Origin of the sequence: Streptomyces neyagawaensis (genome assembly GCF_023516595.1) — a bacterium.
Taxonomy (GTDB): domain Bacteria; phylum Actinomycetota; class Actinomycetes; order Streptomycetales; family Streptomycetaceae; genus Streptomyces; species Streptomyces neyagawaensis.
Map to the genome: position 1 here is coordinate 1 of NZ_JAMGBG010000027.1, position 12,671 is coordinate 12,671.

The window sequence follows — 12,671 nt, forward strand, 5'->3', positions numbered from 1 at the left end:
CCCTGCTGCGACTCGGCCCGGCGGGCGAGGCGGCGCTGCGCGGGGCCGTCGGCGACCGCCCGGACGCGCGGGCGGCCGCCCAGGCCAGGGCCGTGCTCGCGGAGGCGGCCGTCGGCGGCATACGCCATGACGTCCTGGTGGAGGTGGGTCTGTGAACTTCACGGCCATCGGGGGCCGGGAGGGACCGCTGGGTGCCCTGTACGACGTGATCGCGGTGTGCGACACCGCCGTCATCCTCTATTTCGTGGCCCTCAACACCGGGCATCTGGTGCTCAACCTCCTCGCCCTCGGGGAGATCGCCAGGAGAATGCGCCGGGAGCCCTTCGCGGGGCACGAGGACGCCGCCGTCAGCCCCTTCACCCCGCCCGTCTCGGTGATCATGCCCGCGTACAACGAGGCGGCGGGCATCACGGAGGCCGTACGGGCCATGCTGCTGCTGCACTACCCGGTCTTCGAGGTCATCGTCGTCGACGACGGCTCCACCGACGGCACCCTCGATGCCCTCGCCGAAGCCTTCGACCTCGCCGAGGTGGACCATGCCGTCCCGGAGGACGTCCCCATGCGGGGCCCGGTCGTCTCGCTGCATCTGCCCAGAGGCGGTCCGGTGCCGCTGGTGGTGGCCCGCAAGGAGAACGGCGGCAAGGCCGACGCGCTGAACGTCGGGATCAACCTGGCCCGGTACCCGCTGCTGTGCATGGTGGACGCCGACTCCATCCTCGACTCGCAGGCGCTGCTCGCCGTGGCCAAACCGTTCAGCGACGATCCGCTGCGGGTGATCGCCACCGGAGGTGTGGTCGGGATCGCCAACGGCTGCACCGTGGAGGCGGGACGCGTGGTCGAGGCGCACGTCCCCACCGACCTCCTCGGCCGGGTGCAGGTCGTCGAGTATCTGCGCGGCTTCTTCCTCGGCCGGACGGGATGGTCCAGGGTCGGCGGACTGCTGATCATCGCCGGGGCCTTCGGTTTGTTCCGGCGGGATGCGGTGGTGGCGGTGGGCGGGATGGACCCGGACTGCATCGGCGAGGACGCGGAGCTCGTCGTCCGCCTCCACCGGCACATGCGGGAACGAGGCCGTGGGAATCGCGACTACCGCATCGTCTTCGTCACGGAGCCGATCTCCTGGAGCGAGGCGCCCTCCGAGCTGCGGGTCCTGGGACGCCAGCGGCGGCGGTGGCAGCGCGGGCTGGCGGAGATCCTGCTCAAGCACCGCCGCATGATCGGCAACCCGCGGTACGGCCGCGTCGGGACGATCGCCATTCCGTTCTACGTGATCTTCGAGCTGGCCGCGCCGCTGGTGGAGCTCGCCGGGCTGGTCCTGGTGCCCCTCGGTGTCCTGCTCGGCGCGGTCGACGTGGCCTTCCTGGGGCGCTTCCTGCTCGCCGCGTATGTCTACGCCATGATCGTCAGCCTGGTGTCGGTCGCGGTGGAGGAGTACGCGTACCACCGGTTCTCACGCTGGCGTGACGTGTGGGGCGCTTTCGTCGGTGTCGTCGTCGAGAACGTCGGCTACCGCCAGTTCACGGCGTGGTGGCGGCTGCGGGGCATGTGGGACGTGCTGAACCGGGCGCCGCAGGTGTGGGGCTCGATGGCACGCAGTGGATTCGGCTCCGAGCAGATCCGGAAAGGCGGGGAGCGGGCATGAGGGCGGCCCCACAGCGGCACGGCGTCCGCGTGGCACGCCGGCTCACCCTGACCTTCGCACTGCTGATCACACTTTTGCTGATCGTCGGGGCGGGGGCGCTCACCGTCACTTCCATGGCGAACGGGCTGCAGCGTCGGGTCCTCACCGAACTGGAGCCGGAGGTGCGGGAGAACCTGCGCGTGCGCGAACGCGCGAACCGCATGCACCGTGCCGTACGCACCTACCTCCTCACCGGCGACGAGACGGAGCTCGTCGGCTACGAACGAGCACGTGAGCAGTCCTTCGCCGCCCTTGCCGCCGCCCGCCGGGACACCACCAGTGCGGTCCGGCGGAACCTGTCGGCGCAGCACCGAGAGCTACGTGCCTATGTGACCGTCGCCGACCGCCAGGCGAAGGCCACTCCCGGCAGCGACGAGGCGAACCGGCTGACCGTTCAGGCAGCCCGGCGGTTCGCAACCTTCGACGCCACCAACCGGCGTCTCGAGCTGAGCCTCACCCGTGAGATGAACCGGCTGGAGGCGCGGGCCGACACGATCCTGCGGACCAGCATCGTGGGCATCGGCGTCCTGCTCGCCGTGGGCGGAGGGGTGGCCGTCCTGATGTCCGTGCACACCACTCGCGCCCTGACCAGGCCGCTCAGAAGCACCGCTCAGACGCTCGGCCGGCTGGCGGCGGGCGAGCACTCGGCTCGGGCTCGGGAGACGGGGCCGGAGGAGATCAGGGCGGTGGCGCGGTCGGTCAACGTGCTCGCCGACGAGAGCGACCGGCTGCGCGGGGTCGAGCGGGAACGCACGAGCCTGTCGCAGGCGGCGCGCGAACTCGGCATCCGGATCAGGGACCGCCTCGACGTGGACTACGTCCTCGACTCCGCGTGCGGCGGCATCGGCGAGATCCTCGCCGCCGACTACGTCTTCGTCCTGCTCGCCGAGGAGGGCGGCTCCGCCTTCCCCCTGGCCCGGGTGTGGTCGGCCGAGCGGGGTCTGCTGCCCGACGCGGAGGCCCGGGCCATACCGTCGCTCCCGGCGGACGTGGTCCGCGACCACTACCGGCGGGGAACGGTCTGGCTGGTCGCCGACCTGCCCCGGTATCTGTCCGCCAACACGCCGATCGCGGGCGCCCCGGGTTCTTTCGGAAAGGTCGGCATGCCGACCGAGAACCGCGCCGCCGCGGCGGCGCTGGGCCTGGAGTCGGCGGTGGTCACACCGATCGGAGTCGGCGAGGAACCCATCGGCGCCGTGTGCGTGGCCCGCACCAGCGGCCGCGCCTGGCGTCCGGTGGAGGTGGAGATCGCCGAGTCGATGGCCAGCGGTGTGGGCCGGGCGCTGCACACCTCCCTGCTGTACGAGAAGGAGACGCGTCTCGTCGAGAAGCTGCGTGCCCTGGACAAAGCCAAGAGCGACTTCCTGTCCACCGTCTCCCATGAGCTGCGCACCCCGCTGACCAGCATCGTGGGCTACGTCGAGTTGCTGAAGGACGAGGAGACCGGGTCGCTGACCCCGCCGCAGCGGCGGATGCTGGACGTCGTCGACCGCAACGCCAACCGCCTGCGGGCGCTCATCGAGGATCTGCTCACTCTCTCCCGTATCGAGTCGGGGACCTTCGGCTCCATGAAGAAGCCGGTGGACCTGCACGGTCTGGTGGCGTCGGCAGCCGACGCGATCCGCCCGGCCGCCGAAACCGCCTCGGTGACCCTGGAGACGCACTGCCCCTCTGGCCCCCTGGTCCTGGAGGCGGACGGCGACCAGTTGGACCGGGTCCTGATGAACCTGCTGTCCAACGCCGTGAAGTTCACCCCGGAGGGCGGGAAGGTCACCGTAGGTGCCGACGCCCGCAACGGAGAGGCGGTCCTCACCGTCAGCGACAACGGCATCGGCATTCCGGCGGCCGAGCAGGAGAGGCTGTTCCAGCGGTTCTTCCGGGCCTCGAACGCCACCGACGCGGCCATTCCGGGCACGGGTCTGGGGCTGACCATCGTCCACACCATCGTGGCGAACCACGGCGGCGAGATGGAGGTGCGCTCCGAGGAGGGCCGTGGCACCACCTTCACCGCCCGGTTTCCGATCACCGGCGAGAACGGGGCGGCCTCCTGCTGAGACCGCCCCGTCATCCGCCGGCCGCTCAGACGGTGTCCTCGAAGGTCACCCCCCGCGACCGGTAGTCGGCCACCGCGGCCTCCACTTCCGAGGGGCTCAGCACCTGGTCCTGGGCGAAGTACACGTAGTCGACCTTCTGCTCGTACGCCCGTTTCTTGCGGCTGCTGATCCCCGTCAGGTTGATCAGCCAGTGGTTGAAGCGGATGCTCATCGTCGACTCGGGCAGATACGGCTCGGTGTGCGTGGCGAAGAACCGGCCGTCGATGTAATAGGTGACGGCCGTACCGTCGACCGTGATGACCAGGTCGTGCCAACCGGAGAAGCCGGCGCGCTCCTGGGTGGTGACGTGCTCCTCCTGGGGCGGGTCCTCCGAGTACGTCTCCCAGGAGGAGGCGAGCAGCGCGCTGCCGGGGATGCCCCATCCGCCGTTGGGCAGGTACTCGAAGTCGAGTTCGCTGTAGGCGGGGTCCATCGAGTAGTTCAGCGGCGAGATGGTGAAGAACGTCTGCACCATGCGGTCGCCGTCCGGTCCGTAGATCGGCACGTCGCTGAAGCGCACCCGCGCCGCATAGGTGCCGTGCAGGAACTTGCGCTGCTGGTAGATCTCGGTGTGCTCGGTACCGACCGCCGTGCCGTTGGTGCCGGAACGCATCGTCATGACGGAGGCGCCGGACTCGGTGGCGAACGTGATGTTCTGCGGCAGCCAGGTGGCGCCGGGCACGCCGGGTCCGCCCTGGCCGGACCGAAGGGTCCAGCCGCGCTGGACGAGGAGCGGATCCAGGTGGGTGCTGTAGTTCAGGTCGTCGAAGAGCTGCGGTCCGACCACGGGCTGGGCCACGGCACGCGGGGCGGGCAGCACCACGAGGACCGTGCACAGCAGGCCCCAGGCGACGAGTGCGGCCGTGGCTCTGAGCCGGGTGAGCGAGGAACGTCCGATCACGGGTCAACTGCCTTTCAGGGGAAGGGAGAAGGGGTCCACTTGTCGCCCGGGGCAGACCATGGCAAGTGAAGCACCGTCAGAAGATCGGCATATGCGAGACAGGACCGCTTCACCCGAACAGCCCAGAACGCGCGAGATCGCTGTTCTCGCCCCGATGTGCGCCCGGCACGAAAACCCCTGGCCCCGGCGGCGCGGCCGCCCGGAGAAGGAGCGCTCGCGAAGGGCTGCGGACGGGGAGCGCACCCACCCGCCGGTCTCGGGCGGCGAGCGCCTCCCTAGACTCGGGGCCATGCGATGTGAGCCCGTGGTCCAGATCCAGGCCCTGGTGAAGCGGTACGGCACGAAGACCGCGGTGGACGGCCTCGACCTGGTGGCCCGGGAGGGCGTGACCGCCGTGCTCGGCCCGAACGGGGCCGGTAAGACGACCACGGTCGAGACCTGCGAGGGGTACCGGAAGCCGGACTCCGGCACGGTACGCGTCCTCGGCCTCGACCCGGTCGGGCAGTCGGCCGAGCTGCGGCCGAGGATCGGCGTCATGCTGCAGTCCGGCGGCGTCTACTCGGGCGCCCGCGCCGACGAGATGCTGCGCCATGTGGCGAAGCTGCACGCCCACCCGCTCGACGTGGACGCCCTCATCGAGCGCCTCGGCCTCGGCGGCTGCGGCCGTACGACGTACCGCCGTCTGTCCGGCGGACAGCAGCAGCGGCTCGCCCTGGCGATGGCCGTGGTCGGCCGCCCCGAGCTGGTCTTCCTCGACGAGCCGACCGCGGGCCTCGACCCGCAGGCCCGGCGCGCCACCTGGGACCTCGTCCGGGACCTGCGCGCCGACGGGGTCTCCGTCATCCTGACCACGCACTACATGGACGAGGCCGAGCAGCTCGCCGACGACGTCGCGATCATCGACGCCGGCCGGGTCATAGCCCAGGGCACCCCCGAGGAGCTGTGCCGCGGCGGCGCCGAGAACACCCTCCGCTTCACCGGGCGCCCCGCCCTCGACGTCGGCTCCCTGCTGAAGGCGCTGCCCGCCGACTCCAGCGCCGTCGAACTGACCCCGGGCGTCTACCGGGTCACCGGCAAGGTCGACCCGCAGCTCCTCGCGACCGTCACGTCCTGGTGCGCCCAGCACGGGGTGATGCCGGACCGGATCTCGGTGGAACGGCACACCCTCGAAGACGTCTTCCTGGAACTGACCGGCAAGGAGCTGCGCACATGATCCGGGCCCACAAGCGGATCGGCTGGGGGTCCGGGGGTCGTCCCCCGGGAAGGCACAGTCTGGAACTGACCGGCAAGGAGCTGCGTTCGTGACCACCAGCGGTACCTACGCGCCCCGGCCCGGCGCCGCCCCACTGCCCCGCATGATCGCGGCGCAGGCGGCCCTGGAGACGAAGATGCTGCTGCGCAACGGCGAGCAGCTGCTGCTGACGGTCGTGATCCCCACCCTGCTGCTGGTGCTGTTCGGGTCCGTGGACATCGTCGACACCGGCAAGGGCGAGGCCGTCGACTTCCTGGCACCCGGTGTCCTCGCGCTCGCCGTGATGTCGACGGCGTTCACCGGGCAGGCCATCGCCACCGGCTTCGAACGCCGCTACGGCGTCCTGAAGCGGCTGGCGGTGTCCCCGCTCCCCCGCTGGGGCCTGATGGCCGCGAAGACGCTGTCCGTACTGGTCACCGAGGCCCTCCAGGTCGTCCTGCTGACGGTGATCGCGTTCGCGATGGGCTGGTCCCCGCACGGCAACCCGTTCGCCGTCCTGCTGCTCCTGGTCCTCGGCACGGCGGCCTTCTCGGGCCTCGGTCTGCTGATGGCGGGCACCTTGAAGGCGGAGGCGACGCTCGCCGCCGCGAACCTGGTCTTCCTGCTGCTGCTCGTGGGCGGCGGCGTCGTGGTGCCCCTCGACAAGTTCCCCGACGCGGCGCAGAGCGTGCTCGGGCTGCTGCCGATCGCGGCGCTTTCCGACGGACTGCGCGACGTCCTCCAGCACGGCGCCGGGATGCCGTGGGCGGACCTCGGGATCCTCGCGGTGTGGGCGGTGCTCGGGCTCGGCGCGGCCGCCCGGTTCTTCCGCTGGGAGTAACAGCAGGTCACAGCGGTGGTCCGGGAGCGGTGCGCCCCCTCGTGAACGCGTGCACAAGCGGCGGCCTACCATGGTGCGCGTGCCGAACGTGACCCGCGACGACCTCGTCTCCGCAGCGCGCAACCCGCTCGCCTTCATCGCCGACCGCTGGACCCCCGATCCCCGGACGGTCCGGCGCGCAGCCCTGGCCGCCCTCGTCATGGCGGTGGTCATCGTGGTGACCGGTGGCGCCGTGCGGCTGACCGGGTCGGGCCTCGGCTGCCCGACCTGGCCCAAGTGCACCGACGACTCGCTCACCGCGACACGCGAGATGGGCGTCCATGGCGTCATCGAGTTCGGCAACCGCATGCTGACGTACGTGCTGTGCGCGGCGGTCGGCTGGGCGATCATCGCCGCGCGCTCCCGGAAGCCGTACCGGCGCGACCTGACCCGGCTGGGCTGGACGCAGTTCTGGGTGGTCATGGGCAACGCGGTCCTCGGCGGCATCGTCGTGCTGGTCGGCCTCAACCCGTACACGGTGGCCGCGCACTTCCTGCTGTCGACCGCGCTCATCGCCGTCGCCGCGGTGATGTGGCACCGCACCCGGGAGGGTGAGGGCGCCCCGCGTCCGCTGGTCGGCACGGCGGTGCGGCAGCTGGTGTGGATCCTGGTGGGCGTCACGGTGCTGCTGATCGCGGTCGGCACGGTCGTCACCGGCGCGGGTCCGCACGCCGGTGACTCCAGCGAGGTCGAGCGCATCCCGCTGAACTGGGAGACGGTCACCAAGCTGCACGCCGTGCTCGCGTGGATCGTGGTGACGCTGACCTTCGCCCTGTGGTTCGTCCTCAAGGCGGTCGACGCGCCCCGCGACCCGCTGCGCCGGACCCGGGACCTGTTCCTGGTCCTGCTCGCGCAGGGCGTCATCGGCTATGTCCAGTACTTCACCGACCTTCCCGAGGTCCTGGTCGGCGCCCATATGCTCGGCTCCTGCCTGGTGTGGATCGCCACCCTGAGGGTCCTGCTGTCCCTGCGGGAGCGACCGGAGGCCACGGCGGACGTACCGGGACCGCCGGCGGAGAGAGTGGCCACGCGGGCGTAGGCGCCCCCGCGCGCGAACGCCGGAGGGGCTGGGTGATCCAGCCCCTCCGGCGTTCGAGGACGAGCCCCTTCAGGGCCGAAGCGGGTGGGTGGGGGCGGCAGCCCCCACCCAAGGGGTCAGGGCGACGCCGGCGGGTACAGCGAGCGGGGAAGCTGGGACGCCGCCGCCGCGTCCAGCAGCCACAGCGTGCGGGCCCTTCCGTACGCGCCCGCGACCGGCGCCTGGATCTCACCGGCGCCGGACAGGCCGATCGCGACCGCCCGCGCCTTGTCCTCGCCGGCCGCCAGCAGCCACACCTCCCGCGCCGCCCGGATCGCCGACAACGTCAGGGTGACCCGAGTGGGCGGAGGCTTCGGCGCGCCCCGCACCCCGACGACCGTCCGCTCGGTCTCCCGTACGGCCGGCAGTTCCGGGAACAGCGACGCCACATGCGTGTCCGGGCCGACGCCCAGCATCAGCACGTCGAACGTCGGCACCGAACCGTGGTTCTCCGGCCCGGCCGCCCGTGCCAACTCCTCCGCGTACGCGGCGGCCGCCGAGTCCACATCGGTGCCCCACGGCCCGTCCGACGCGGGCATCGCGTGCACGCGCTTCGGGTCCAGCGGCACCGAGTCCAGCAGCGCCTCCCTCGCCTGGGTGACGTTCCGCTCGGGGTCGCCCTCGGGCAGGAACCGCTCGTCACCCCACCACAGGTCCAGGCGGCCCCAGTCGATGGCGTCCCGCGCGGGCGCCGCCGCCAGCGCGGCGAGCAGACCGTTGCCGTTGCGGCCCCCGGTGAGGACCACCGAGGCGTAGCCGCGCGAGGCCTGCGCGTCCACGACCTTGGTGATCAGCCGGGCGGCCGCCGCCTGCGCCATCAGCTCCTTGTCGCGGTGCACGACCAGCTGAGGAGTACTCACTACGAGGCCGCCTTCTTCACGGGCGGCATCTGCGCCGGCGTGGGCCGCTCGCCCTCGCCGTCATCACCGGCCGCCAACGCCGGCAGGGCCACCGAAGCGGACGAGGAAGCCGACGCCGACGCCGAACTCGAAGCGGACGCGGAAGCCGAGCCGGAAGCCCCACCGGAGGCGGCCGTCGAAGCCGTGCCCGCACCGGAGGCATCCGCCGCCGAGGACGACGTGCTTCCCGAGGGCAGGGCCGACCCGGCGCCCCCCGGAGAAGCCGCGCCCCCACCCGACGCCGAAGCCGACACCGGAGCCGACGCCGTCTCGGACGTCGTCCCGCCCGGCAGCGCGCTCCCCGCGGAGCCGCCCAGCCGGTCCACCCCGAACCGCAGCGCCGAGGCGTACGTGTCGTCCGGGTCCAGTCGGCGCAGTTCCTCCGCCAGCAACTCGGACGTCTCGCGGCGCTTCAGCGCCACCGCCCGGTCCGGCTGGTCCTCCAGCGTGAGGAGGGCGAGACCACCGGAGGGCCGGTACAGCCGGATGGGGCCGGTGCTGGTCAGCATCCGCACCTCGTTCAGGCCCGGGCCCGCCGACACCCCGCGCCGCACATGGACGTGCAGCCGGTCCGCGAGCCACATCGCCAGCAGCTCCACGCTCGGGTTGTACTGCTCGCCGTGCACCTCCGCGGAGATGACCTCGCAGTCCACCTGGTCGAGCGCGGCGGCCAGCATGGAACGCCACGGGGTGATCCGCGTCCAGGCGAGATCCGTGTCGCCGGGCTCGTAGTTGTCGGCGCGGGCCCGCAGCTCGTCGATCGGCTTCTCGGCGGAGTAGCTGTCGGTGACCCGTCGCTGGGCGAGCGCGCCCAGCGGGTCACGGGCCGGGTCGAGCGGCGCGGTGACCGGCCACCACACCACGACCGGCGCGTCCGGCAGCAGCAGCGGCAGCACCACCGACTGGGCGTGGTCCGCGACCTCGCCGTACAGCCGGAGGACGACCGTCTCGCCGGCGCCCGCATCCGCGCCCACCCGCACCTCGGCGTCGAGGCGGGACTTCGTCCGGTCCCGGGGGCCGCGCGAGACCCGCTTGATGACCACGAGCGTGCGCGAGGGATGCTCGCGGGACGCGTCGTTGGCGGCCTTCAGCGCGTCGTACGCGTTCTCCTCGTCCGTGACGATGACCAGCGTGAGCACCATGCCGACGGCCGGGGTGCCGATCGCGCGGCGGGCCTTGACGAGCGCCTTGTTGATCTTGCTGGCGGTGGTGTCCGTGAGGTCTGTCTTCATGGCCGGCGCCAGCTCCGTCCGTCTCGCTCGAGCATCTCGTCCGCCTCGACGGGGCCCCAGGTACCGGCCTGGTACTGGGCGGGCCTGCCGTGCTTGTCCCAGTACTCCTCGATCGGGTCGAGGATCTTCCAGGACAGCTCGACCTCCTCCGTGCGCGGGAAGAGGTTCGAGTCACCGAGCAGGACGTCGAGGATCAGCCGCTCGTACGCCTCGGGGCTGGACTCCGTGAACGACTCGCCGTACGCGAAGTCCATCGACACGTCCCGGATCTCCATCGAGGTGCCCGGCACCTTGGAGCCGAAGCGGACGGTGACGCCCTCGTCGGGCTGGACGCGGATGACGATCGCGTTCTGGCCGAGTTCCTCGGTGGCGGTGGAGTCGAAGGGGGAGTGGGGCGCCCGCTGGAAGACCACGGCGATCTCGGTGACCCGGCGGCCGAGGCGCTTACCGGTCCGCAGATAGAACGGCACACCCGCCCAGCGGCGGTTGTCGACCTCCACCTTGATCGCGGCGTATGTGTCGGTCTTCGACTTGCGGTCGATGCCGTCCTCTTCGAGGTAGCCGATGACCTTCTCGCCGCCCTGCCAGCCGGCCGCGTACTGCGCGAACACCGTGTCGCGGCCCAGGTCCTTCGGCAGCCGCACCGCGCCGAGGACCTTGGTCTTCTCCGCGGCGAGCGCGTCCGCGTCGAAGGAGGCGGGCTCCTCCATCGCGGTCAGCGCCATCAGCTGGAGCAGGTGGTTCTGGATGACGTCACGGGCGGCGCCGATGCCGTCGTAGTAGCCGGCGCGGCCGCCGATGCCGATGTCCTCGGCCATGGTGATCTGCACATGGTCCACGAAGGACCGGTTCCAGATCGGCTCGAACATCGTGTTGGCGAAGCGGAGCGCCAGGATGTTCTGGACGGTCTCCTTGCCCAGGTAGTGGTCGATGCGGAAGACCTGGTCCGGGGCGAAGACCTCGTGGACGATCGCGTTGAGCTCCTCGGCCGACTTCAGGTCGTGGCCGAAGGGCTTCTCGATGACCGCGCGCCGCCAGGAACCGCTCGACTGGTCGGCCAGGCCGTGCTTCTTCAGCTGCTGAATCACGACCGGGAACGCCGACGGCGGCACGGAGAGGTAGAAGGCGAAGTTGCCACCGGTGCCCTGCGCCTTGTCCAGCTCCTGGATCGTGTCGCGCAGCCGCTCGAACGACACGTCGTCGTCGAAGGTGCCCTGGACGAACCGCATGCCCTGGATGAGCTGCTGCCAGACCTCCTCGCGGAAGGGGGTGCGGGCGTGCTCCTTGACCGCGTCGTGGACCTCCTGCGCGAAGTCCTCGTGCGCCCATTCACGGCGCGCGAAACCGACGAGCGAGAAGCCCGGCGGCAGCAGTCCGCGGTTGGCGAGGTCGTACACGGCAGGCATCAGCTTCTTGCGTGACAAGTCGCCTGTGACACCGAAGATGACCAGGCCCGACGGCCCCGCGATACGCGGGAGCCGTCGGTCCGCGGCGTCACGCAGCGGATTGCTGCTCGACAAGGTGTTCAGCCCTCCGAGGGTGCGAGGCGCTTCAGCTCCGCCTCGGTCGACTTGAGCAGGTCGTTCCAGGACGCCTCGAACTTCTCGACGCCCTCGTCCTCCAGCAGCTGGACGACCTCGTCGTACGAGATGCCGAGCTTCTCGATCGCGTCCAGGTCGGCACGGGCCTGCTCATAGGTCCCGGCGATCGTGTTGCCGCGGATCTCACCGCTCTCGGCGGTGGCCTCCAGGGTGGCCTCCGGCATGGTGTTCACCGTGTTCGGCGCCACCAGCTCGTCGACGTACAGGGTGGGCTTGTACGCCGGGTCCTTGACGCCGGTCGAGGCCCACAGGGGACGCTGCTTGTTCGCGCCCGCGCTCTCCAGGGCCGCCCAGCGCTCGCCGCTGAAGACCTCCTCGTACGCCTGGTAGGCGAGGCGCGCGTTGGCGACGCCGGCCTTGCCGCGCGCGGCCTTGGCCTCGGGCGTGCCCAGCGCGTCGAGGCGCTTGTCGATCTCGGTGTCCACGCGGGACACGAAGAACGACGCCACCGAGTGGATCTTCGACAGGTCGAGGCCGCGCTCCTTGGCCTTCTCCAGACCGGCCAGGTAGGCGTCCATCACCTGGCGGTAGCGCTCCAGCGAGAAGATCAGCGTGACGTTGACGCTGATGCCGAGGCCGATGACCTCGGTGATGGCCGGCAGGCCGCCCATCGTCGCCGGGATCTTGATCAGGGTGTTGGGGCGGTCCACCAGCCAGGCGAGCTGCTTGGCCTCGGCGACCGTCGGCTTGGTGTGGTGCGCCAGCCGCGGGTCGACCTCGATGGAGACCCGGCCGTCCTGGCCGTCGGTCGCCTCGAAGACGGGGCGCAGGATGTCGGCGGCGTCACGGACGTCCGCCGTCGTGATCATGCGGATGGCCTCCTCCACGGTCACCTTGCGGGCCGCGAGGTCCGACAGCTGCTGGTCGTAGCCGTCACCCTGGGAGATCGCCTTCTGGAAGATCGAAGGGTTGGTGGTGACGCCCACGACGTGCTGCTGGTCGATCAGCTCGGCGAGGTTGCCGGACGTGATGCGCTTGCGCGACAGGTCGTCCAGCCAGATCGCCACGCCTTCCTCGGAGAGGCGCTTGAGTGCGTCTGTCATGGAATTACATCTCCTACGTGTCGTATGTGAGC

The 12,671-nt window shown here is 71.1% G+C and carries 10 protein-coding genes; 5 read left to right on the forward strand and 5 right to left on the reverse strand.

All coding sequences use genetic code 11. From position 1 onward, the window contains the following. Nucleotides 1–151 precede the first annotated feature (151 nt). On the forward strand, nt 152–1,642 hold the full coding sequence (locus M8J73_RS13890; protein ID WP_206187781.1) for a glycosyltransferase family 2 protein: 1,491 nt from the start codon (nt 152–154) through the stop codon (nt 1,640–1,642). After that, on the forward strand, nt 1,639–3,735 hold the full coding sequence (locus M8J73_RS13895) for an ATP-binding protein (RefSeq protein ID WP_107423919.1): 2,097 nt from the start codon (nt 1,639–1,641) through the stop codon (nt 3,733–3,735). Before M8J73_RS13890 ends, M8J73_RS13895 begins: the two co-directional genes overlap by 4 nt. A 25-nt stretch (nt 3,736–3,760) precedes the next feature. On the opposite strand, the gene M8J73_RS13900 is transcribed toward M8J73_RS13895, so the two are convergent. Beyond that, nucleotides 3,761–4,675 carry a glycoside hydrolase family 16 protein gene (locus M8J73_RS13900; RefSeq protein WP_055537505.1) on the reverse strand — a complete coding sequence of 305 codons (915 nt, stop codon included), beginning with the start codon at nt 4,673–4,675 and terminating at the stop codon, nt 3,761–3,763. Nucleotides 4,676–4,964: 289 nt separating this feature from the next. Between M8J73_RS13900 and M8J73_RS13905 the strand changes: the two genes are divergently transcribed. The 3 genes from M8J73_RS13905 to M8J73_RS13915 all read left to right on the forward strand — a co-directional run bounded on the left by M8J73_RS13905 (nt 4,965) and on the right by M8J73_RS13915 (nt 7,825). Continuing rightward, the gene (locus M8J73_RS13905; protein WP_055537506.1) at nt 4,965–5,888 is read left to right on the forward strand and encodes an ABC transporter ATP-binding protein; all 924 of its coding nucleotides are present in this window, start codon (nt 4,965–4,967) and stop codon (nt 5,886–5,888) included. A gap of 142 nt (nt 5,889–6,030) precedes the next feature. Next, on the forward strand, nt 6,031–6,747 hold the full coding sequence (locus M8J73_RS13910; protein WP_055537526.1) for an ABC transporter permease: 717 nt from the start codon (nt 6,031–6,033) through the stop codon (nt 6,745–6,747). Between the two features lie 70 nt (nt 6,748–6,817). Next, entirely contained in the window at nt 6,818–7,825 is a 1,008-nt protein-coding gene (locus tag M8J73_RS13915; RefSeq protein ID WP_055537507.1) for a COX15/CtaA family protein, read from the forward strand. Nucleotides 7,826–7,941: 116 nt separating this feature from the next. On the opposite strand, the gene pgl is transcribed toward M8J73_RS13915, so the two are convergent. The 4 genes from pgl to tal are packed head-to-tail and all read right to left on the reverse strand — an operon-like array spanning nt 7,942 to nt 12,639. Beyond that, nucleotides 7,942–8,724: a 6-phosphogluconolactonase gene (gene pgl, locus M8J73_RS13920; RefSeq protein WP_055537508.1), complete on the reverse strand. Its 783-nt coding sequence runs from the start codon at nt 8,722–8,724 to the stop codon at nt 7,942–7,944. Continuing rightward, complete coding sequence (opcA, locus tag M8J73_RS13925) at nt 8,724–9,995, reverse strand: glucose-6-phosphate dehydrogenase assembly protein OpcA (protein WP_055537509.1); 1,272 nt, start codon at nt 9,993–9,995, stop codon at nt 8,724–8,726. The genes pgl and opcA overlap by 1 nt, the downstream gene beginning before the upstream one ends. Continuing rightward, nucleotides 9,992–11,524 carry a glucose-6-phosphate dehydrogenase gene (zwf, locus tag M8J73_RS13930; protein WP_372503945.1) on the reverse strand — a complete coding sequence of 511 codons (1,533 nt, stop codon included), beginning with the start codon at nt 11,522–11,524 and terminating at the stop codon, nt 9,992–9,994. The genes opcA and zwf overlap by 4 nt, the downstream gene beginning before the upstream one ends. After that, nucleotides 11,521–12,639: a transaldolase gene (gene tal, locus M8J73_RS13935; protein WP_055537511.1), complete on the reverse strand. Its 1,119-nt coding sequence runs from the start codon at nt 12,637–12,639 to the stop codon at nt 11,521–11,523. The genes zwf and tal overlap by 4 nt, the downstream gene beginning before the upstream one ends. Nucleotides 12,640–12,671 lie beyond the last annotated feature (32 nt).